General features: G+C 28.6%; 23 protein-coding genes and 1 tRNA gene. 2 read left to right on the top strand and 22 right to left on the bottom strand.

Features of this window, described 5'->3' with window-relative positions; genetic code table 11:
• Positions 1–54: 54 nt before the first annotated feature.
• The 21 genes from tatC to rplU form a co-directional block, all read right to left on the bottom strand.
• Positions 55–804 carry a twin-arginine translocase subunit TatC gene (tatC, locus tag EHF_RS02265; RefSeq protein ID WP_044194730.1) on the bottom strand — a complete coding sequence of 250 codons (750 nt, stop codon included), beginning with the start codon at positions 802–804 and terminating at the stop codon, positions 55–57.
• A gap of 20 nt (positions 805–824) precedes the next feature.
• Entirely contained in the window at positions 825–2093 is a 1269-nt protein-coding gene (gene ispG / locus EHF_RS02260) for a flavodoxin-dependent (E)-4-hydroxy-3-methylbut-2-enyl-diphosphate synthase (protein ID WP_044194727.1), read from the bottom strand.
• A 109-nt stretch (positions 2094–2202) separates the two neighbouring features.
• Positions 2203–4257: a TRP75-related protein gene (locus EHF_RS02255; protein WP_044194724.1), complete on the bottom strand. Its 2055-nt coding sequence runs from the start codon at positions 4255–4257 to the stop codon at positions 2203–2205.
• Between the two features lie 243 nt (positions 4258–4500).
• Positions 4501–5664: a 1-deoxy-D-xylulose-5-phosphate reductoisomerase gene (dxr, locus tag EHF_RS02250; RefSeq protein WP_044194722.1), complete on the bottom strand. Its 1164-nt coding sequence runs from the start codon at positions 5662–5664 to the stop codon at positions 4501–4503.
• 51 nt (positions 5665–5715) lie between these two features.
• Positions 5716–7143, bottom strand: a complete 1428-nt coding sequence (locus EHF_RS02245; RefSeq protein WP_044194719.1) for an NADH-quinone oxidoreductase subunit N — start codon at positions 7141–7143, stop codon at positions 5716–5718.
• 21 nt (positions 7144–7164) lie between these two features.
• Positions 7165–8601, bottom strand: coding sequence for a complex I subunit 4 family protein (locus EHF_RS02240; RefSeq protein ID WP_232228975.1), 1437 nt, complete (start codon positions 8599–8601; stop codon positions 7165–7167).
• A gap of 16 nt (positions 8602–8617) precedes the next feature.
• Positions 8618–10483, bottom strand: coding sequence for an NADH-quinone oxidoreductase subunit L (gene nuoL / locus EHF_RS02235; RefSeq protein WP_044194714.1), 1866 nt, complete (start codon positions 10481–10483; stop codon positions 8618–8620).
• A gap of 83 nt (positions 10484–10566) precedes the next feature.
• Complete coding sequence (gene nuoK / locus EHF_RS02230) at positions 10567–10893, bottom strand: NADH-quinone oxidoreductase subunit NuoK (protein ID WP_044194712.1); 327 nt, start codon at positions 10891–10893, stop codon at positions 10567–10569.
• Positions 10877–11479 (bottom strand): NADH-quinone oxidoreductase subunit J, encoded by a 603-nt coding sequence (locus EHF_RS02225; protein ID WP_044194709.1) that lies wholly within the window; start codon positions 11477–11479, stop codon positions 10877–10879. The genes nuoK and EHF_RS02225 overlap by 17 nt, the downstream gene beginning before the upstream one ends.
• Positions 11480–12283: 804 nt before the next feature.
• Positions 12284–12460, bottom strand: coding sequence for a hypothetical protein (locus tag EHF_RS04735; protein WP_156928262.1), 177 nt, complete (start codon positions 12458–12460; stop codon positions 12284–12286).
• Positions 12461–12926: 466 nt separating this feature from the next.
• Positions 12927–13064, bottom strand: a complete 138-nt coding sequence (locus tag EHF_RS04730; protein ID WP_156928261.1) for a hypothetical protein — start codon at positions 13062–13064, stop codon at positions 12927–12929.
• 304 nt (positions 13065–13368) lie between these two features.
• Positions 13369–13950, bottom strand: a complete 582-nt coding sequence (locus tag EHF_RS02220; RefSeq protein WP_044194706.1) for a hypothetical protein — start codon at positions 13948–13950, stop codon at positions 13369–13371.
• A gap of 277 nt (positions 13951–14227) precedes the next feature.
• A complete protein-coding gene (locus tag EHF_RS02215) occupies positions 14228–14812 on the bottom strand; it encodes a hypothetical protein (RefSeq protein ID WP_044194702.1) in 585 nt (194 codons plus the stop codon).
• Between the two features lie 251 nt (positions 14813–15063).
• Entirely contained in the window at positions 15064–15645 is a 582-nt protein-coding gene (locus EHF_RS02210; RefSeq protein ID WP_044194699.1) for a hypothetical protein, read from the bottom strand.
• 264 nt (positions 15646–15909) lie between these two features.
• Entirely contained in the window at positions 15910–16494 is a 585-nt protein-coding gene (locus tag EHF_RS02205) for a hypothetical protein (protein ID WP_044194696.1), read from the bottom strand.
• Positions 16495–16747: 253 nt separating this feature from the next.
• The gene (locus EHF_RS02200; RefSeq protein WP_044194693.1) at positions 16748–17332 is read right to left on the bottom strand and encodes a hypothetical protein; all 585 of its coding nucleotides are present in this window, start codon (positions 17330–17332) and stop codon (positions 16748–16750) included.
• 200 nt (positions 17333–17532) lie between these two features.
• Positions 17533–18120 (bottom strand): hypothetical protein, encoded by a 588-nt coding sequence (locus tag EHF_RS02195; protein ID WP_044194690.1) that lies wholly within the window; start codon positions 18118–18120, stop codon positions 17533–17535.
• A 224-nt stretch (positions 18121–18344) separates the two neighbouring features.
• The gene (gene nuoF, locus EHF_RS02190; RefSeq protein ID WP_044194687.1) at positions 18345–19607 is read right to left on the bottom strand and encodes an NADH-quinone oxidoreductase subunit NuoF; all 1263 of its coding nucleotides are present in this window, start codon (positions 19605–19607) and stop codon (positions 18345–18347) included.
• 125 nt (positions 19608–19732) lie between these two features.
• A tRNA-Ile gene (locus EHF_RS02185) sits at positions 19733–19809 on the bottom strand.
• 13 nt (positions 19810–19822) lie between these two features.
• The gene (gene rpmA / locus EHF_RS02180) at positions 19823–20089 is read right to left on the bottom strand and encodes a 50S ribosomal protein L27 (protein WP_044194684.1); all 267 of its coding nucleotides are present in this window, start codon (positions 20087–20089) and stop codon (positions 19823–19825) included.
• 4 nt (positions 20090–20093) lie between these two features.
• Positions 20094–20402, bottom strand: coding sequence for a 50S ribosomal protein L21 (gene rplU, locus EHF_RS02175; protein ID WP_044194681.1), 309 nt, complete (start codon positions 20400–20402; stop codon positions 20094–20096).
• Positions 20403–20594: 192 nt separating this feature from the next.
• Between rplU and eno the strand changes: the two genes are divergently transcribed.
• Together eno and cgtA are read left to right on the top strand one after the other, a co-directional pair.
• Entirely contained in the window at positions 20595–21860 is a 1266-nt protein-coding gene (gene eno / locus EHF_RS02170) for a phosphopyruvate hydratase (protein ID WP_044194678.1), read from the top strand.
• Positions 21857–22879 (top strand): Obg family GTPase CgtA, encoded by a 1023-nt coding sequence (cgtA, locus tag EHF_RS02165; protein ID WP_044194675.1) that lies wholly within the window; start codon positions 21857–21859, stop codon positions 22877–22879. Before eno ends, cgtA begins: the two co-directional genes overlap by 4 nt.
• A 440-nt stretch (positions 22880–23319) precedes the next feature.
• Here the strand turns inward: cgtA and rsmH are convergent, their stop codons facing one another.
• Entirely contained in the window at positions 23320–24222 is a 903-nt protein-coding gene (rsmH, locus tag EHF_RS02160; protein WP_044194673.1) for a 16S rRNA (cytosine(1402)-N(4))-methyltransferase RsmH, read from the bottom strand.
• Positions 24223–24387 lie beyond the last annotated feature (165 nt).

Here is a 24387-nt window from a genome sequence, read left to right as displayed (position 1 = left end):
AATTAGCTCACAATACCATGACATATAAACAACATTTTTACAAGTAACACAATATTATTTGTTACGTTCAATATACCTACAAGCTAGTATTGATGCTTCATATAATAACAACATTGGTATTGCTAATCCTATTTGGCTTAATACATCAGGTGGTGTTAGTATAGCAGCAAGAATAAAAATAACTACAATTGCAACTCTTCGCTTTCGTACTAAACCTTTCGCAGATACTATGCCAATCCTGGACATTAACGTTAAAAATATAGGAATTTGAAATGCTACTCCAAATGCAAACATTAGGTGTAAGACTAAATCTAGATACTCGCTTACTGATGGCATAAATTCTATTGGCACACCCATTGAAGCATCTCTGTTTTCAAATGCAATAAAAAATCTCCAAGCTAAAGGAAATATATAATAGTATACCATTGCAGCTCCAAGAATAAAAAGCACTGGGGTTGATATTAAGTAGGGTAACAACACTAATTTTTCCTTCTTGTATAACCCTGGAGCTAAAAACATATAAAACTGCCATGCAAAGACAGGAAAAGAACATAATAAAGCAGCCATAGTAGCAACTTTTAAATATACAAAAAAAGCTTCTGTTAAATCAGTGTATATTAAAGAAAATTCAGGATTAGTACCTTCTAAATCTATTAGAGGAATTAATAAAAAGTTATATATCCTTTCAGAAAAGAAATAACATACACCAAACATGATACAAAAAAATATAACACAAAAAAATATTCTATATCTCAATTCCTCAAAATGCTTAAAAAACAACATTTCACCAGTTGTGGATTCCATTATATAAACTACCTTCCTTATTATTGATAATAGACATTAACATAATTCTCAATTATTGATGTAAATTGCTCAAAAATATTATCACCTTCTAAAGTACATAACTTTTCTCCATTTTGATACACTGCAGCCACAGGTCTTTCACCATGACCAGGAAGGCTAATTCCTAAATTTGCATGTTTACTTTCACCAGGACCATTCACTATACAACCCATAACTGCTACAGCCATATTTTCAGATCCAGGATTAGTACTTCTCCATACCGGCATACGCTCTGCAATATAATCATTTACATCCTTAGATAATTGATGAAAATATTTAGGGTTAGTTCTATTACAACCTGGACATGAAGTCACTTGTGCAGTAAAATTCCTTAATCCTATACTTTGCAAAATTTCTTGACACAACTTAACTTCAGTACTTCTTGGTTCTCCTGGCCGCTGAGTCAGCGAAACACGTATAGTATCTCCTATCCCATTTAGTAATAGATAAGATATCCCTGCGGCACTACTAACCATTCCTTTTGTACCAGATCCTGCCTCTGTTAACCCTAAATGTAATGGATAATCACATACATTTGACAACACAGTATAAACAGGAATCAAATCTTGTATTTTACTTGTTTTACAAGATATAACTATCTTATTTTTAGGTAAACCAATTTCTTCTGCACGTTTAGCACTTGTTATCGCAGAAATTACTAATGCCTTCTGTAAAATTATATAATCTGGTTTAGGATTACTAAGTAATGCATTATCATTCATTAATTTTGAAGCTAAATATTTATCTAAACTTCCCCAATTCACACCTATTCTAATAGGGATATCATACTTTATTGCAAACTCGATAATATCTTCAAAATTCTTATCTCGCTTATTCCCAAACCCAACATTTCCTGGATTAATACGTATTTTTCCTAAAGCAGCTGCACATTCCGGATATTCCCTTACTAATCTAGCAATTTCATATTGCCCACATCCTATTATCATTTTAGCACTAAAGCCATGATCTACTAATACATCCCTCATATAAGGAATATTTTTCATAGCTTGTTCTGAATTAACTGCAACTCTTACCAACTCAGACCCAGCTTGCGCTAATTCTAAAACCTCATGTGCATCTTTATGTACATCTCCAGATCCACCTAATGCCATAGATTGTACTACTACAGGGTTATTACCACCAATTATGATATCACCAACTTTTACTTCATAAGTTACTTTACTTTTCTTTAAGATATAGCCAAACAACTCCTCTTCATTTAAAATTCTACTTACAACATCATACTGCATACTACAATACAATCTTACACATAAAACCAGAATTATACATAGCTAAAGCCAATAAATCTACTAATTTCTCCAAATTTTACACACTCTACTCCTCATAGTATGCCATACCTTAATCATTATAGTAATAAGTAATACTGTAATCTTCATCATATTCTTTCATCCCTTCAATACGTTGTAATAATACGTAATCTTTCTCTTCTTCAGACATTATACCGTCATTACCAATATTAACTTGACCATTGTGCTCAGATACTTCAGCATTCTCTTGATCATTTTTATTTTCTGCTTTTTGTAATTCTTCTGTAGTATCATTTTGATCTTTATTTTGCTCTTTTAAAAATGACAAAAAGTGTACAGCTTTATAATTATTTTTTTGTTCACTCCCCTCAGAAATTAGCTTAGCAGGCTCTAGGTCATGTCTTGATTGAGATAGCACAGGTTCTTCATCATTATCAATATTATCTTTATGATTTTCTGAATTACCATTGGAATTTCTGTCTTTATTATTTTCTACTTTTGAAAATTTCAATAATGAACGCAACCCTTTGTCTTTTTTATCAGCCTGATTGTCACCATTATCATTCAAATTATCAGCCATACTCTCAGTTATTAGAGGGTTAACTTCATTTTTATCTTTAATATCTTGTAACTTACTCTTATCTTCAGTTTTAGCTACTGGAAATTTAATTTCATTTTTATCTTTAACATCTTGTAATTTACTCTTATCTTCAGTTTTAGCTACTGGAAGTTTAACTTCATTTTCATCTTTAACATCTTGTAACTTACTCTTATCTTCAGTTTTAGCTACTGGAAGTTTAATTTCATTTTTATCTTTAATATCTTGTAACTTACTCTTATCTTCAGTTTTAGCTACTGGAAGTTTAATTTCATTTTTATCTTTAATATCTTGTAACTTACTCTTATCTTCAGTTTTAGCTACTGGAAGTTTAATTTCATTTTTATCTTTAACATTTTGTAACTTACTCTTATCTTCAGTTTTAGCTACTGGAAGTTTAACTTCATTTTTATCTTTAACATCTTGTAACTTACTCTTATCTTCAGTTTTAGCTACTGGAAGTTTAATTTCATTTTTATCTTTAACATCTTGTAACTTACTCTTATCTTCAGTTTTAGCTACTGGAAGTTTAATTTCATTTTTATCTTTAACACTTTGTAACTTACTCTTATCTTCAGTTTTAGCTACTGGAAGTTTAACTTCATTTTTATCTTTAACACTTTGTAACTTACTCTTATCTTCAGTTTCAGCTACTGGAAGTTTAATTTCATTTTTATCTTTAACATCTTGTAACTTACTCTTATCTTCAGTTTTAGCTACTGAAAGTTTTACTTCATTTTTATCTTTAATATCTTGTAACTTACTCTTATCTTCAGTTTTAGCTACTGGAAGTTTAATTTCATTTTTATCTTTAACATCTTGTAACTTACTCTTATCTTCAGTTTTAGCTACTGAAAGTTTTACTTCATTTTTATCTTTAATATCTTGTAACTTACTCTTATCTTCAGTTTTAGCTACTGGAAGTTTAATTTCATTTTTATCTTTAACATCTTGTAACTTACTCTTATCTTCAGTTTTAGCTACTGAAAGTTTTACTTCATTTTTATCTTTAATATCTTGTAACTTACTCTTATCTTCAGTTTTAGCTACTGGAAGTTTAACTTCATTTTTATCTTTAACATCTTGTAATTTACTATTATCTTCAGTTTTAGCTACTGGAAGTTTAACTTCATTTTTATCTTTAACATTTTGAGCATGTATACCGTCATCATCTTCTGTAGGATCAACAAATTTAGCACCTGCTACGTCAACCAAATTGATGCCATTACTATCTATCATAAAATCATGATCCCCTTTTTTCAAAGGAGCTTCATATTCTTTATTATCCACTCGCACTTTCGGTTTTCCCCTGCGTTTTGTAGTAACATTCTTACTATTTTTATCAATGCCTGAGACCAATGCATCTCTATGTTCTTTATAAATTGAGTAATCACGAGCAAATTCCACATTACTATCAAAAGCTTCACCATCAGGATTATAAATTGGAGAATATTTCTTGCTAAACTGATATCTACTCTTATTTGAACATGAAATAACAAAACAGAAAATTAATACCAATAATATATTCAAGATATTACGTCTAAACATTTAACACCTACAAGACATGTTCTTACTTTAAGGTATTTATACCAAATACACTATGTTAAGTAAATGCATTATTTAATAAAATTAAAACAATATATCATTATTTAAAGAAAATTAACTTTTAATAATTAATATTCTCTATTTTTTATTAAATATTATTAAACCTTAACAACACTACTTATACAAATTAACAAAAAGACTCCAAAACCAATTCGCAATATATTATTAAATAAACATTCTAATATATTAACGCAATTTATCAACAATATTACTTGCTACCCTTCTAGTTACTGCATCACAATCAAGAATACTTGATAGAGAATTAATACGACCATAATTAACTAAGTTTAATGTTTCATAGAGTACACTTATAATATCAAGAAACCCTATTTTCTTATTCAAGAAAGCATCAACAGCAACTTCATTCGCAGCATTTAAAATAATGCTATTAGCAGGAACATTAGATGTTTTTAATACCTCAAACCCTAATTTTATACCAGGAAACTTATAAACATCAGGTTTTATAAAAGTCAACTGATTATATAATGCTAAATTCAGTTTTCTACACAAAACAGATGACCTATCTGGCCAAGATAATGTATACATAATTGGAATTTTCATATCTGGTACAGACATAACAGCAATAGATGTACCATCTATATAAGATACTATCCCATGCACTACAGATTCAGGATGTATAATTATATCTAGTTTTTCAGCTTTTATTGAAAAAAAATAATAAGCCTCTATAACTTCAAGAGACTTATTGATCATAGTTGCACTATCAACAGATATTTTTTTCCCCATCTTCCAAATAGGATGCTTAACTGTATCCTGAACTGTCACGTTTTTCATTTGATTATAATCCATTGATAATAATGGACCACCAGATGCAGTTAAAGTAACTTTTTCCAAATCCCTTTTATCATTATTAGAAAATATCTGATGTATAGCATTGTGTTCTGAATCTACAGGAATAATATTAACATCCTTTTCTTTTGCTAAACTAAGTAATAATGTTCCTCCACAAACTATACTTTCTTTGTTTGCTAATGCAATAACTTTAACATTCGAATTAATTAAATAAGTCATCGGTATAAGCGCTGCTATTCCTACAATAGCCATCATTGCATAATCTACATTTAAAGATGTAGCCATAACCATCCCAGAATCTCCAGCACTAACTTTAATATTAGTACCAACCAATAAATCTTTTAATTCTTGATACAAATCAACATCAGCAATAACAACTCTTTCTGCATTAACTAACTTAGCCTGAAATGCTAATAACTGAACATTTGATTTTGCAACTAATACCTTTACTTGATATTTATCGAGATCAGCAAATATTATATCAATAATCATCTGACCAATAGCACCAGTTGAGCCAAATATTGAAATTGTTTTCACACGTTTTAATATTGAATAAATTCAGTATATTATATATCGAATATTCAGACATTATCCATTAAAAAAATTAAAATGTAGAAAATAACTTATAATACGCCTTACATCACCAACAAATACAAAAAATATAAAATTAATTAATACTGTAAACAATAGGACAACAGATAATTTCTTATTCACTACTGATACAGCATAGGAAGTATCATTTAAATCATCAAAATACATTATCTTAATAATTCTCAGGTAGTAATAACATGAAACAACACTTACAAGAGCAAAAGTTATTGCAATTTTTATAAAACCATTCTCTATTAAATTTGACAATATATCATACTTAGCAAAAAATCCAGCCAAAGGTGGTATTCCAGCCATGGATAACATAGTTACAGCAATACAAAATGCTATTACTGGAGAGGTAGTATGTAATCCTTTTAAATTCAATACATTACAATTATCATCACGATACTGTATCAAAACAGAAAAAAGCCCTATGTTCATAATAATATATAACAATAAATACATTATCACAGCTGTATTACTAGCCAAAGTATTCATTGCTAATGCAATTAGCATATACCCCATATGTCCAATAGCAGCATATGAAAATAATCTTTTTAAATTACTTTGCCTCATTGCCCCAAATGCTGAAACAAATATAGATAATACAGATACACATATCACTATATGTTGCCAATCTTTAGATAAAGTAGGCAATACTTCATTTAATATTCTAATCAATAATAGTATAAATGTACTTTTTGGTACTATAGAAAAAAACGCTGTCATAACAGTCGAAGTACCCTGATAAACATCAGGAACCCACATATGAAATGGAGCTACTGATAATTTAAAAAATATACTAATTAAAATAAACACCATACCTAAAATAGAACCTAAAGGTATATTTTCGCTATGAGAAAAGAAATTGTATAATTCATAGAAACCAACTTCTGTTGTATAACCATATAACATAGAAATTCCATATAGCATTATACAAGAAGATAGTGCACTTAATACAAAATATTTTATACCTGATTCAGAAGACCTAATTGCACTTTTATCAAAACATGTTAATGCATATAAAGTTATACTTTGTATTTCAAATGATAAATAAAAAGAAAGTAGATTATTTGCAGAAATTAAGGTAATTAAGCCAAAAACTGCAAGTAAAATCATTATCGAAAACTCATAACAATACTCCCTACCAGATGCTAACATCATAAATAGAACACTACTGCTAGAAAATAAAATTACAATTTTTGCAATAGAAATATATAAATCAGACTTTAAAAGCCCATCAAAAATTAGCCGTGGCTCAATCTCTAAATTAATTAGAACAACACCAATAGTTATCAGTGAAGCAATCAATGAAAAAACATGTATAACTCTTTTATTTAGTACAATCCCTAACAATAAGAAAATTAAAGATGAACTAACTAAAAAAATTTCTGGTATTATATAAACAAAATTATTCCAATACATAATAAACAATCTCAAATGCTACTAAAGTATAAAGTTTCTTAAAGACAACTGCTCTATGAATGGAGTTAAGCATTTTAATAAGATATAATAAGGATATAATCCAAATAATAATATAAAAGCAGCTAACACTATTAAAATAAATAACTCATCCTTATTAAGATTACAATTAATTAAATCACAATTTGGTACACCCCAGATTACTCTTTTACATAAGAACAACATATATAAAGCACCTAATACAACTCCAATAGCAATAAAAACTGAGAATAATTTAGAGTAATAAAAAACCCCTAGTATAGACAAAAATTCTCCTATAAAACCTGAAGTACCAGGTAAAGCAATTGAAGCCATTGAAAAAAATATAAACATAACAGAAAATTTAGGCATTATTTTTGCTAATCCACCATATCTTGCTATCTCTAAAGTATGAGTACGATTATAAAGTATACCAACACAAATAAACAACGCTGCAGATACTAATCCATGGCTCACCATCTGAAATACAGCTCCTGATATCCCATATTTATTAAAAGAAAATATTCCAGCAGTAACAAACCCCATATGAGCTATTGAAGAATATGCTATTAATTTTTTAATATTAGTTTGAACAAACGATATCAATGAAGCATAAATTACAGCTACAATACTTAATATTATTACAAAATTTGAAAAATATACACTAGCTTCTGGCAACATAGGGAGAGAAAATCTTAGCAATGCATATGTACCAACTTTAATTAGAATACCAGCCAATAAAACAGATCCTACTGTAGGAGCCTGAACATGAGCATCAGGTAACCAAGTATGAAAAGGTATAATAGGTATTTTTATTGCAAATGAAATAAAAAATGCAACCCATACCCATTTCTGTGCTGTCAGATTTAAATAATTTGATAAAATATAAGTTAACTGCCCTATATCACTTACTTTACCAGAAAAGAAATATATATACAGTATTGCTATCAAGAATAATAAAGAACCAAGTAAAGTATATAAAAATAGTTTAAACGTAGCATATATCCTGTCTTCATGTCCCCACATTCCTATAATAAAAAACATTGGAATTAGAACAGATTCAAAAAATATATAAAACATCACTATATCAAGTGAAGCAAACACTCCTATAGTTAACCCCTCTAGTAACAATAATAAAGCAAGAAACATACGCGAATTTCTCAACTGCATATTACATAAAGTGAAGATAACAGATAATAAAAACAAAAAAGTTGTCAATAATAGAAGCGGTAAAGACAATCCATCTATACCCAATACAAAACCTGGAGCTAGATTATGTATAAATTGAAAACCCTTATATAAATAATCAAACTTTACAGCTACAATAATATTTATAAAGAATGAAGCCCCAGCACATAACAAAGAAGTTATCTTTGCAATTACATCTGCCTTAAAATTATTAACTGCTAATAAGCATGACCCTAATATTGGCAATAAAATCATCAAAAATAGCATTACTTTAAAATCTTATATTATTATAAATTAACCACGTGATAATACTTATCAAACCTAATAGCATAATAAATGCATAATCGAAAACAAAACCAGTTTGTATCTTAACACTACCCTTTGAGCAAGAATCTACCAATTTAGTAATACCACCTAACCCAAAATAATCAATAATTTTTTTATCAATTACTCTAGAAAAGAAATTAGCTATAAATTTAATAGGTATTATAAATACAAGATTATATAATTCATCAAAATACCACTTATTATATAGAAATTTAAATAACTGGTTAAAATACAAATTACTATAACAATTACAAAAATATTTTAAGTAAGCACATACTATTCCAAGCATACTTAAAAATAATGGTAATATCTTTACAAACAACCCAACTTCTACATGTTCATGTACTTTTATACTATTTTTCCAAAATGCAGCATCATTAATTAATAATAAATTTTGTCCCCACATACCAGAAAATATAGAACCTATAGCTAACACTAATAGAGGCAAAAGCATAATTTTTCCTGATTCATGTATTGGATCATTTTTTGAGTTGATTCTATGAAAAACTAATATAATCAATCTCCAAGAATAAAAAGCTGTTAAAAATGCAACCAAATTACATATTATAAAGGCAATTGTACTAACGTGATAGCTACTTTCGATAATCAAATCTTTTGAATAAAAGCCAGCAAAAGGGAAAATACCTGCTAATGCTAAAGACCCTATCCAAGTCAACACATATGTAAATGGTAGTTGACGCCAAGAAATACATATCTTATGAATGTCTTGTTCATGTGTAGCATGTATTATATTACCAGCACATAAAAACAACAGTGCTTTAAAAAAAGCATGAGTCATCAAATGAAATACAGCAACACTATATATTGACAAACCACATGCAATAAACATATACCCTAACTGACTACAAGTAGAATATGCTATTATCTTCTTTATATCACTCTGCACAATAGCAACAGTCGCAGCAAATAAACAGGTACATGTGCCAACAATCAAGATAACACCGCGTGCCATTGCTGACGCTTCAAACAATGGAGAACATCTAACAACAAGAAATACTCCTGCTGTTACCATAGTTGCAGCATGAATTAATGCTGAAGCAGGAGTAGGACCTTCCATTGCATCAGGCAACCATGTATGTAAACCAATTTGTGCAGACTTACCCATACATCCAATAAAAAGTAACAAGCATATCACATCTAAATAAGGTACTGAATAACCAAAAAAATCAATTACACCTTCAATATATGTTGAATCAAGCATGTTGAATACTTTACTGAACTCTAAGGATCCAAATACCCAAAATACTGCTATAATTCCTAATATAAAAAAAAAATCACCTATTCTATTCATAATAAATGCTTTCATTGCTGCTTTAGTAGCTGAAGCTTTATCAAACCAAAAACCAATCAATAAATAAGAACATAACCCGACACCTTCCCAACCAAAAAAAAGTTGAACAAAATTATCACTTGTTACTAAAATTAACATAAAGAATGTAAATAATGATACATAAGATAAAAATCTAGATACACCTATATCGTGAAACATATAACCTATCGAATAAATATGCACCACCGCTGACACTGTATTAACTATTATCAGCATAATCATGCTTAATGAATCTATATACAATGACCAGTTAACCTTTAACTTATATAAGTCAATCCATGGAAATAAAGTAATAACATAACTATCTTTAAAATCAAAAAATAAGTACCACGATAACAATGATGCACAAACCACTAAAGAAGTGGTAAATAACTGAGAAATTAACCTATTATTTATCATATTACCAAAAATAGAACCTATTAAAGGCAAAAAAACACATAATAGCTCAACCTTAATCATAAACCTGATCCTTAATTAATTGATCATAAATCAATTAAAATAACTAATTATAATTAGTCAATAAATACTATAGAAAAACTTCTTTATTCTTTCATTTTATTAGCTGTTTCAATATCAATATTTCCACAATTTCTAAAATATACTACAATAATAGCTAAACCCACTGCAGACTCTGCAGCAGCCACTGTTAATATAAACATGACAAAGACTTGTCCTAAAATATTATCAAGATACACCGAGAAAGCAGTAAAATTGATATTAATTGCCAATAACATCAGTTCTATTGATAAAAGAATAGTAATGATGTTTTTGCGATTAATAAAAATTCCAGACACACCAATAGTAAATAAAATTGCACTTAAAATAAGGAAATGATTTAAAGTAATACCAGCATCAGTTAGAATTTTCATAATCCACTCCTTCTCGTACTTTAACATTTACATATTTTATAGTAGATGATCTATTAACTTGAACATCTATATTTTGTCTACGTACATTGTTGCTCTTAGTGCGTAAAGTTAATACTAAAGATCCGATTATTGATATTAAAAGTAATATCCCAGATAAATGAAATATATACATATACTTTGTATATATTAAATTACCAATAGCAACAACATTACTTACATAAGGAACAGATCCCATTACCAACTCAGTTGTTGCAGATTGTTTAATAATAAATACTATATTAATAAATAATATCATCCCACATAATAATCCTATAGCAAGATATTTTGTAAATCCACTTTTAAACCTCGAATAGTTTATATCTAACATCATAACTACAAATAAAAACAGTACAGCTACAGCTCCTACATATACTATTATAACTAGCATTGCTATCAACTCTGCACCCAACAAAATAAATAATGTACTAGATATGAAAAACGTTAAAATTAAACATAGCACAGAATAAACAGGATTTGATACACAAACTACAGCTATAGCTGACAATATTATCAACGCTGCAAAAAAATGAAACAAAAAATAAATCATTATATTTATATCTGTTAATAATTAACAAATTCAATAAAAGAGTATAACTATATATAATACTCAAGTAAATTATTATTACAGCTGAAACATATAAGTCAATAAGTATTACTAAATGACCAAGTATACTATAAAATTTATAATATAAATAACATGATTTTTAAAAACAGTAAATTTAATTAAGCAAAAACCTACTTACATAAGCAATATCTTATATGCTTATAAATCACTAAATTTTAATAAAAACCTCATGCAACAGGATTTGATATATTTTCTAAGTTATATACATACTTATACATTGAACATATTACAAGTAAAATTTTATTTTAAATATTATCTTTAACTAATTTAATTACAGCTAAAAATTACTACAATAAAAGACATTAATATTAGTAAGCTTTAGAAGTTTATAACATTAATTTTAGATGATTTTAGCTTCTTCATTAATATTACAAACTCACTTAAACATATGTTGTAATATTGAGTATGAAATAATCCCCGCTATCATTAAAAAAACTCAACATATATGTACGAGGTAGATTTCTTGTATAATAAAATCTCAGACAGGACTTACTCTTGTTAAATAATGCAATCGTATACTCTTCTAAGTTAGTACTATTGCCTAGATGAATTTTTCCACACATCAAGATATCTTTCTTAGTAAATACTAATCCATTTGCTTTCAAGTCACGCAAAAAATTAAATTTAACTCTAATAGTTAGATAAAATTTTCGTCCCTCTTTATTCTCACCAAATAAAAAGTAATATTCTGATTTTAAATCTTACACTACTTACAATACAACATTTTTAAAACATTGTTTGATGCATGGACATAAATATAGCATTTTCAGAAGAAGGTAGACCAATTCTACCATCAAAATCAGTATTTACTACATAGTAAGCTCCACGGAACTTATCATAACGACACTTCCTCTCAGAAATTAAAGCAGGATATCCATCGAAAAATAACAATATTAGCCGCATATAATTTTAATTTTTTTAATAAAAAAATATTGATTATTATCATATGATGGTAATTATTTTTAATAAAATGTACAAAGTATTATATTAATTTTTATAACATATTTAGTATGATTTATTACTAAATCAATTCTAATATTACTCAACTTTATTTTGCAAATTCATTGAAAAAGAACTATTTCTTTTACACTAAAAAATTCCATTATACATGAAATGCCCTACAAATAATATTAGACAAAATGACGAATAACTCATCTTGCGTTTAGATTAGTTATAACACGTTGTATTAATAATTATGTTATAAATGAGGGATTAAAAAAAAAACAAGAGTAAGCACTTTGGAAAAAGAGAAGGCTTGACTTATGTACTATTAATCTTATCTTAAACTAAGAAATTGTTCTGTAATACTTAATATATTAAGAATATGATATTAATATCAACGTTTTAAGTTTTGTTACCTGACTAATTTTTACCAAAAAAATACTATGGCTACAAGACGATTGATTACGACAGTAAAATCTGTACTTCTTACCGATACAATAAGTGATAAAAATGATCTTCTTGAGAATTTCCTAATTCCATTCACATTAGCATCTGCTGTATACATCCCTAAGCTTTTATCATACTTTACTGAAATTTAGTTAATAAAAGGTGTACCATTTGTAAACAGTAATAATACTAAGTACATACCAATTAACAACCATTACATTTTATTATATGACAATTAGCAAAATTATCCAAAAACACACAATATAATATTACAACTCATCCAGTAAAAAATATTTACCAATAAGATTATATTGACATATAAATTAGATAAAATAATTGCATATATACAACATTAAACAGATAAATTTCTTAGATTAGAATCAAAAACCACCTATTGATAAAAATGACTCCACAGCACAAACTTACTGTAATCCCATAGTAAATTCTACATTCTGACTTACTTCATCCACTTGTACAAGCTCCAAAACTGTACTTTGATATGATTGATGAAAAGAAACACCAGTATCATCAATATAAGTAAAACGATATATACGGACATGTGGAGCATCAGATGTTATATTGACTCTACCCTTAACCTGATCAAACAAGAGTACAGTTTTCTCTGTCAGTGATAGATCTGGCATAAAATTTAATCCACATCCTAAAAAAACGTTCTGATTTAACGTCATACCTTCTTTAAGCAGAGTAAATGTCAGATTAGATGGACACATAAAAACTAGATGTACAAGTTCGCCTGCTGGATTCTTACCATATAAAAACACCAAAGATAAGTTTAAGTTTTCATTATATACAACATGATACTCAGAAAAATTTGTCCGGTATAGACGCTCATAAAACAGACTACCTGTGACAGGCACTGCTATTTGCATATTCAAATCATGATTTTCTGTATAACAGTAACCTGACATCTTGTTATAGCAAACGATTTTTTCAGGCAACAAAATAAGTTCCGCTCTTACACTAGATAATAATATTAAGCGCATATAACTACAACCAACTAACCATTATAACTATACGACAACCAGCAAATCTCAAAAACACACAGTATAATATTAAAGCTAATCTACTAAAAATATTTACCAACAAATCACATTAATATACAAATTGAATAAAGCAATTGCATATGTACAACATTAAACAGGTAAGTTTTTTAAGCCAAAATCAAAATTACTTATTGATAAAATTTATTTTCATAAATATAGCTATGACTTTTTCTAACTTATTACATACATCTTTACATAATGACTCTACAGCATAAATTTAATAAAATTTCATACGAAATACTTGATTACCACTTACTGAATCCACATCTACAGTCCTCAAGGATGTAGTTGCATATTCCGTACAAAATACACAACCTTTACTATTAAAATAAGTAAACTGATTTATAGAGCTTACTGGGTTTGTGGCACTTATATTAATCAGATTCTTAACCTGAGTAAACAAGTACTTAGTTTTCTCTTCCGGTGATGAATTTGACATTGAATGATCAACTATTCCAGCTGATATAAAATTAGTGTCATCTAATAATGAACCTTGCTGAAACATAGTAGGCATAGAACCAACTGGATGCAAGAAAATTAGATATACAGAATTTCCTGATGGATTATGACCATAGAGAAATACTATATTTTCTGCTACTTTAGGATTATTTACAATACAATAATCAGTAAATTTTGACCGGTATAGCATAGGAGCAAAATTGGTATCCATGTTAGGATTAATAAGTGCATCCACACTAGGATCCCCTGTATAACAAAAATTTAACGATTTATCATAATTACACCTTCTGGAAGGTAACAGAAGCGCCGCTGAAACCCCATAAGATAATAATATTAAGTCCATATAACACCATTGTTACATTTCACTGTATTAAACACCAGCAAAAAATCTAAAAACACACAATATAAATTATAGCACCCATTTAGTAAAAAAATACTTATCAATAGGACCATATTAATATAAAAATTAGATAGAACAATTGAATATATACAATATTAAATAAATAAATTTTTTAGATAAAAATCAAAACTATTTATTTACAAAACTTGCTTTCATAAATTTTTATAAATCTTTAACTTTACAGCATAAATTTACTAAAATTTCATACAAAATAATCGAGTATTACTTGCTTGATCTACAACTACATTATTCACGACTGTAGTTTTATAGTCTGTATGAAATAACTCACCGTTACTATTAAAATAACTAAACTGATTCAGACAACTTGCTGGGTTTTTGGTAACGACATTAAGATAACTATTAACATTAGCAAACAAGAGCTTAGTTTTCTCTTCCAGTGATAAAGCTAACATTGACTGATCACCCATTCCAGCTAATATCAAATTACTGCTATTTAATACTAAACCTTGCTGAAACAGACTAGGCATAAGACCAACTGGATGCACGAAAACTAGATATACAGGCTTGCCTGATAGATTATTACCATATAAAAATACTATATTTTCTCCTAGTTTAGCATTAGTTACAATACAATATTCACTAAATTTTGCCCGCCATAGAGTCTTAGCAAAATTAGATTCAACGTCAGGATTAATAAGACTATCCACATCAGGATTCCCTGTATAACACAAACCTAACGATTTATCATAACGAACCACTTTGTCATGTAACAAAGCCACGTATGAATTCCCATAAGACAACAATGTTAACTGCATATAACCTCATTATTATGTTTTCATTGTATTAATATATTAATATGAAATTAAAAAAAATACACAATATAAAAATTAATAATATCCATCTAGTAAGAAATATTTATTAATAATATCATTAATATAAAAATTAGATAAAACAGTTGAATATATACAACATTAAATAAATAAATTTTTTAGATAAAAATCAAAACTATTTACTTACAAAACTTACTTTTATAAATAGAATTACAACTTTTTATAAATCTTTAACTTTACAGCATAAATTTACTGCAATTTCATAGAAAATACTTGAGTACCACTTGCTTGACACACAATTGCATTTCTCAAGACTGCAGTTTTATATTCTTCATGAAATAACTCACCTTGACTATTAAAAAAATCAAACCGATTCAAATAGCTTGTTGAGTTTCTGCGAGATACATCAAGCATACCAGTAATATTAGCAAACAAGTCCTTAGTTTTCTCTTCCGGTGATAAAGTTAACATTGACTCATCAAACTCTCCACATGATACTAAATTAATGTCATTTAATATTAAACCTTGCTGACACAGCCTACGTATATGAGCAACTGGATACAAGCAAATTATATATACAGGCCTACCTGATAAATTATTACCATAAAGAAACACCACATCCTCTTCTATTTTAGTATTACTTACAATACAATATTCATTAAATTTTGCCCGCCATAGAGTCTTAGCAAACTCAGATTCAACGTCAGGATTAATAAGACTATCGACATCAGGATTCACTGTATAATACAAACCTAACGATTTATCATAACGAACCACTTTGTCAGGTAACAAAGCCAAGCGTGAATTCCCATAAGACAACAATGTTAACTGCATATAACCTCATTATTATATTTTCATTATATTAATATGAAATTAAAAATATACAATATAAAAATTAATAATATCCATCTAGTAAGAAATATTTATTAATAATATCATTAATATAAAAATTAGATAAAACAGTTGAATATATACAATATTAAACAAATAAATTTTTTAGATAAAAATCAAAACTATTTATTTACAAAACTTACTTTCATAAATAGAGTTAAAACTTTTTATAAATCTTTAACTTTACAGCATAAATTTACTGCAATTTCATAGAAAATACTTGAGTACCACTTGCTTGACACACAATTGCATTTCTCAAGACTGAAGTTTTATATTCTTCATGAAATAACTCACCTTGACTATTAAAAAAATCAAACCGATTCATATAGCTTGTTGAGTTTCTGCAAGATACATCAAGCACATCAGTAATAGTAGGAAACAAGGCCTTAGTTTTCTCTTCCAGTGATAAAGTTAACATTGATTCATCAACCTCTCCATGTGATATTAAATTAATCTCACCTAATATTACACCTCGCTGACACAGATTACGTATATGAGCAACTGGATGCACGAAAACTAGATATACAGGCTTGCCTGATAAACTATTACCATAAAGAAAGATCACATTCTGGTTTATTTTAGTGTTAGTTACCATACAATATTCACTAAATTTTGCCCGCCATAGAGTCTTAGCAAACTCAGATTCAACGTCAGGATTAATAAGACTATCCACATCAGGATTCCCTGTATAACACAAACCTAACGATTTATCATAACGAACCACTTTGTCAGGTAACAAAGCCAAGTATAAATTCCCATAAGACAATAATCTTAACTGCATATAACCTCATTATTATATTTTCATTGTATTTAATATATTAATATAAAAGTTAATAATATCTATCTAGTAAGAAATATTGAATATATACAATACTAAATAAATAAATTTTTTAGATAAAAATTAAAACTATTTATTTACAAAACTTACTTTCATAAATAGAGTTAAAACTTTTTATAAATCTTTAACTTTACAGCATAAATTTACTGCAATTTCATAGAAAATATTTGAATACCACTTGCTTGATCCATAATTGCATCTCTCAAGACTGCAGTTTTATAGTCTGTATGAAATAACTCACCTTGACTATTAAAAAAATCAAACCGAGTCAAATAGTTTGCTGATTTTCTGCTAAATATATCAATCACACCAGCAACATAAGTAGCAAACAAGACCTTAGTTTTCTCTTCCGGTGATAAAGTTAACATTGACTCATCAACCTCTCCACGTGATATTAAATTACTGTGACCTAATATTAAACCTTGCTGACACAGCCTACGTATATGAGCAACTGGATGCAAGAAAATTATATATACAGGCCTGCCTGATAAATTATTACCATAAAGAAATATCACATCCTCTTCTATTTTAGTATTAGTTACAACACAATATTCATTAAATTTTGCCCGCCATAGAGTCTTAGCAAAATCATAATCAACGTTAGGATCAATAAGACTATCCACATCAGGATTCCCTGTATAACACAAACCTAACGATTTATCATAACGAACCACTTTGTCAGGTAACAAAGCCAAGCGTGAATTACTATAAGACAACAATGTTAACTGCATATCACCTCATTAATATATTAATATATTAATATATTAATATGAAATTAAAAAGTACACAATATAAAAATTAATAATATCCATCTAGTAAGAAATATTTATTAATAATATCATTAATATAAAAATTAGATAAAACAGTTGAATATATATAACATTAAACAGATAAATTTTTTTAAGTAAAAATCAAAACCACAATTATAAAACACTAAATTAATTTAGCTTTATTATTAACTTTTTATCCGATCTTCAACTACATCCCTAAAATGTCTAATCAACCCTTGTATAGGCCAAGCTGCAGCATCACCAAGAGCACATATAGTATGCCCTTCTATCTGATGTGTAATATTTAATAATAAATCAATGCTTTCAGGCGTAGCATCACCCCTTAGTATTTTTCTCATGATTCTCCACATCCAACCAGTACCTTCTCGACATGGTGTACATTGTCCACAAGATTCATGCATATAAAAATGCGATAATCTTTCTATAGCCGCTACTAGATCTGTTGATTTATCCATCACTATTAAACCCGCGGTACCTAACCCTGATTGTACAGCCCTCAAAGAATCAAAATCCATAGTTACAGTATCACAAATAGATTTTGGAAGCATTGGTACTGATGAACCACCAGGTATTACTGCTAATAAGTTATCCCATCCTCCACGAACACCTCCAGCATATCTTTCTATAAGTTCCTTCATGGGAATCCCTAATTCCTCTTCTACATTACACGGATTATTAACATGTCCTGATATACAAAAAATCTTAGTACCAGTATTATTTTCTCTCCCAAGAGATGCAAACCAATCACTACCTCTTCTCATGATCTCACTAACAGTTGCAATAGTTTCAACGTTATTAATAGTAGTAGGACAGCCATATAACCCTATTGCAGCTGGAAAAGGAGGCTTCAACCTTGGCATACCTTTTCTTCCCTCTAATGATTCAAGCTGAGCAGTTTCCTCACCACAAATATATGCTCCAGCTCCTCTATGAATAAAGATATCTAAATCATATCCAGAATTACACGCATTTTTTCCTATTAAATTAGCTTTATATGCTTCATCTAAAGCCTTAGACAATACTAAATATTCATTGTAAAATTCACCACGAATATAAACATAAGCTGCAGTCACATTCATTGCAAATCCAGCTATCAATATTCCTTCAATAAGCCTATGTGGATCATACCTTAATATATCACGATCTTTACATGTACCAGGTTCTGATTCATCCGCATTAACTATTAAATATGCTGCTTGGCCTTCCTTTCTAGTTTTTGGCATAAAGCCCCACTTTAAACCTGTAGAAAATCCTGCCCCACCTCTACCACGTAATCCTGATTTCTTTACCTCTTGAATAATATATTCAGGACCCAGATTCAATATTTCTAAGATATTACTCCAAATACCTCTACTTTTTGCAGACCTTAAAAACGGAGAATACTGACCATTAAGATTAGTAAATACTCTATCACTATCTTTTAACATAAAGCTTTTACAATATTAGAAATTATTAATAAGCTGACAACAATCGGCACAAAACATGGTCATACTAAAACATTACATAATCCCTAAAAACACAAACATATTCATTGGAAAAACATGGCTATAATTGGTGGGCCTGGGAAGAGTTGAACTTCCGACCTCACGCTTATCAGGCGTGCGCTCTAACCACCTGAGCTACAAACCCCAAAAAAGCTATATTAAGAAGCAGAATTAGCTTCTAGTACATCAACAAACATCTTGTTAAGTACTCCTCTCCTAAAATATACAAAACCTGAAACCTTAGAAAAAATAGTATGATCTTTTCCCATTCCAACATTCTTACCAGGATGATATTTTGTTCCTCTTTGACGTATGATAATATTACCAGGAATTACTTTTTCACTCCCAAACTTTTTTACCCCTAATCTTCTACCTCTCGAGTCCCGACCGTTACCGGAGCTACCACCAGATTTTTTCGTAGCCATACTTCTACTCCATATTATTAATTTTAGTAACACGTAAAACAGTCATGTACTGCCTATGACCATTTTTCCTTCTATAATTCTTACGACGTTTTTTCTTAAACACTATTATTTTATCATTTCTACGTTGCTCAAGAACTGATGCTGTGACAGTTACATTCTGTGCAAAAATCATATTGTGATTTACATCAGTTAACGCAATCACCTTACTCAGAGTAACCTCCTCCCCTACAGAAGCATTTAATTTTTCTATTTTTATAACATCTTGCTCTCGTACTTTATATTGCTTACCACCAGTTTCAACAATAGCATACATAATATATCTCTTAACGTTTAAATCAATTATTATTTTTAGTAATTCTGCTCAATATAATACAATATGTCAATAACATTGTTACTCTTTTAAACACAAGTCAACATTGAGAATAAATTTACATTTTATATAAAAGCTATTACTATCTTTTTTGAAGTTTTTCAATGTATCATTAAAAAACAAAAAGGTAATGCTGTGTTTAATGTACCAATTAATAAAATACTAGCTAGACAAATTTTAGATAGCAGAGGATATCCTACTATTGAAGTAGAAATTATATTATCAAATAATATAAAAGCAAAAGCTTGTGTACCTTCAGGAGCTTCAGTAGGAAAATTTGAAGCCGTAGAATTACGAGATAATGATAAAAATTCTTACAATGGATATGGAGTAACAAAAGCAGTTAATTTAATTAATTCAGAAATTGCCCCACAAATCATAAATATGAATACGTTAAATCAAGAAAAAATAGATAACGCATTAATTGAAATAGATGGAACAGATAATAAATCAAGAATTGGAGCAAATTCAACACTTGCAATATCATTAGCAATCGCAAAGGCTGCAGCTTTAACATTAAATATTCCTTTATATCAATACTTAGGAGGAATTACAGCAAAAGTTCTTCCCACTCCACTTATTAATGTCATTAATGGTGGAATGCACGCAGATAATAATTTAGATTTTCAAGAGTTTATGATTATCCCAAATGGAGCTGATAAATTTGAAGATGCAATAAGAATGTCAGCTGAAGTGTTTTTTCAATTAAAACAAATTCTTAAATTCAAACAATTAAATACTAACGTAGGAGATGAAGGAGGATTTGCTCCAAACATAAAAACAAATATTGAAGTATTTGAAATCATTATAGATGCTGTAGAAAAGTCAGGATATAAAATGTATGAAGATTTCTCATTAGGATTAGATGTTGCTGCCTCTACATTTTATAAAGATCAGAAATATAAATTTGCAGATTACGAATTAAGTACTCAAGAATTAGTAGAATATTATAAAAACATAACCTCACAATACCCTATTATATCAATTGAAGACCCAATAGCAGAAGAAGATATAAACGGATGGAAATTGATAACACAAGAATTAGGTAATAAAATACAAATAGTAGGAGATGATCTATTCGTAACTAATTGTAAATTAATTCAAAATGGAATTAATAATAACATGGCAAATGCAGTATTAATAAAACCAAATCAAATTGGTACACTAACTGAAACTTTCAATGCTATAAGACTTGCTCAAAAAAATAATTATAATGTAATAATATCTCATAGATCAGGTGAAACAGAAGATACTACAATTTCTCATATAGCTGTTGCAACAAACTGCGGACAAATTAAAACTGGTTCTCTATCTAGATCTGAACGTTTAGCAAAATACAATGAATTATTATATATAGAAAAGTTATTAGACATTTCATCAATCTACTATGGAGCATTATGAGCTTTATTGATGAAGCAAAAGTATATTTAAAAGCAGGAAATGGCGGAAATGGTTGTAGTAGTTTTCGTCGTGAAAAATTTATTGAATTTGGCGGACCTGACGGTGGAAATGGAGGTAATGGTGGAAATATCATCTTTGCCACAAGTAATCATATTAACACGTTACTATATTTTAGATATAAACAACATATAAAAGCAGAAAATGGAAATCCAGGTTCTGGTAAAAAGAAATCTGGACCATCTGGAAAAGATATTATCATAAAAGTTCCTATAGGAACTCAACTATATGATGAAGATGGAATATTAATCGCCGACCTTAATTCAGAGAATCAAAAATTTATAGCAGCATATGGTGGTAAAGGTGGAACAGGGAATGCTAACTATAAAACATCTACTAATAGAGCACCTAGACATTTTACTCTTGGAGAAGCAGGAGAAGAAAAATACATTATATTAAAGTTAAAAATCATTTCAGATGTAGGAATCATAGGATTACCTAATGCAGGAAAGTCAAGCTTTTTAGCTTCATGCACTCATTCAAAAACAAAAATTGCTGATTATCCGTTTACAACCTTAGAACCACATTTAGGAGTGGCTTTTATTGACAATAGAGAATTAGTGTTAGCTGATATACCGGGATTAATCCCTGGAGCACATCTAGGATACGGCATAGGTGACAAATTTTTAAAACACATTGAAAGATGTTCTATATTATTACACATCATAGATTGTACCTCAAATAACATTATCGATTCATATGAATGCATTAGAAAAGAACTAATACTTTACAATAAAGAGCTGGCTGATAAAATAGAATTTATAGTATTAAATAAAAGCGATTTATTAGATAAAAAAGAAATTAAGAAAAAAAAGCAATTATTATCACAGCACACACAAAAAGAAATATTTGTATCATCGATAAAAGACAACCGCTACACTATTCTAGCTACTTTAATTCAATACATAAATAAAAATAACGATAATGCTGAACCATATATATATGATCCATTTAATATATGATATATATTTGTCTTTAAAAAGCTAAAAAACAATATATTAAATATTATACTTAAACCATTTTTTATACAATTGATATGCTATACCAAAATTATATAATCTAATAAAAAATAAAATTCACTAGTTTAGTATTAATTAAAAAAGCAAGTTTAGTGCCTCGATACTAAAAATTTTATAAAACACTAAATCCAGAAAGATGCTCTTGTAATTAAAAAATACAAATTTAATAATACATATAATAAAAGCATCACCTAGATACATATCTTTTTTACTAAATTCAAAAAAATACTAATATATCAATTATATCAACCCATAACTGAAACTAAAATTTTATATATTTAACTACAAGATGTTATATTGATAGTCATATTGGAAATATAAACTTAAGAAACCTCTCAAAAAGCATATTATAAATCTACAACTTGATTAATCTAAAAAGTACATTATATTTTTAATATAGCTCTCAACTTTGCAGATCTAGACCTAGGATTTTTTAATGTTTCCTCAGAACTTGGTCGTAGTACTTTCTTATTAATTAATTGAAATTTCATATTTAACTTTGATGAAGTTATACTATTTCCATTACACAATGATTTAAATATTACTTTTACAATTCTATCCTCCAAAGAATGAAAAGAAACTACTACTATTTTTCCACCTGGATTCAATAAATCAGCAGAATCAGTTATCCCCTGTTCTAATTCTTCCAATTCTTTATTAACCCATATCCTAATTGCCTGAAACGTCCTTGTTGCAGGATCAATACTATGGTTTTTACTACGTGATATTACAGATCTAACTATAAATGCAAGCTCACCTGTAGTTTTTATTGCTTTCTTTTTCCTTGATTCAACAATAGCTTTTGCTATTCTACGAGAGTATTTTTCACCTCCATATTGGTATATAACATCAGCTATCTCTGCTTCAGAAGCTGTATTCACAAACATTGACGCATCAATACTACTCATAGAAGTACTCATCCTCATATCAAGAGGTCCATCTTTAGAAAAAGAAAAACCACGATTAGCATTTTCTAATTGCATAGAAGAAACCCCTATGTCAAATACTATCCCATCAACTCTTTCCAATTGAGCTTTATGTAAAATTTGTTTTATTTTACTGAACTTATTAACATAAAAATGTATTCTGCCTGGAAAATCATGAACTAATTTCTCATAGAAAACATTAGTATATTCATCTTGATCAATAGCATAGACCTGACAATCCGCAAATCCCAAAATCGCTCTAGTATATCCTCCCGCTCCAAATGTTGCATCAACATATATTTTCCCATCTTGAGGATCTAATATGTCTAACATTTCTTTTAATAAAACTGGAGTATGCATATATAAACTTTTCATTCGAATAACAACCACTCAACCTTTTAACATAAGAGATGTTTTTATCACATATATTCGCTTCATTATTAACTATAATACACTGTATATCTCATAAAAAAAAACAATTTACAAACCAAAATATTAAAAGAAAACGCAAAAATTGCATATACT

The sequence above is a fragment of the Ehrlichia japonica genome (assembly GCF_000632845.1).
GTDB lineage: Bacteria > Pseudomonadota > Alphaproteobacteria > Rickettsiales > Anaplasmataceae > Ehrlichia > Ehrlichia japonica.
This window is presented reverse-complemented; position numbering and strand designations above follow the sequence as displayed.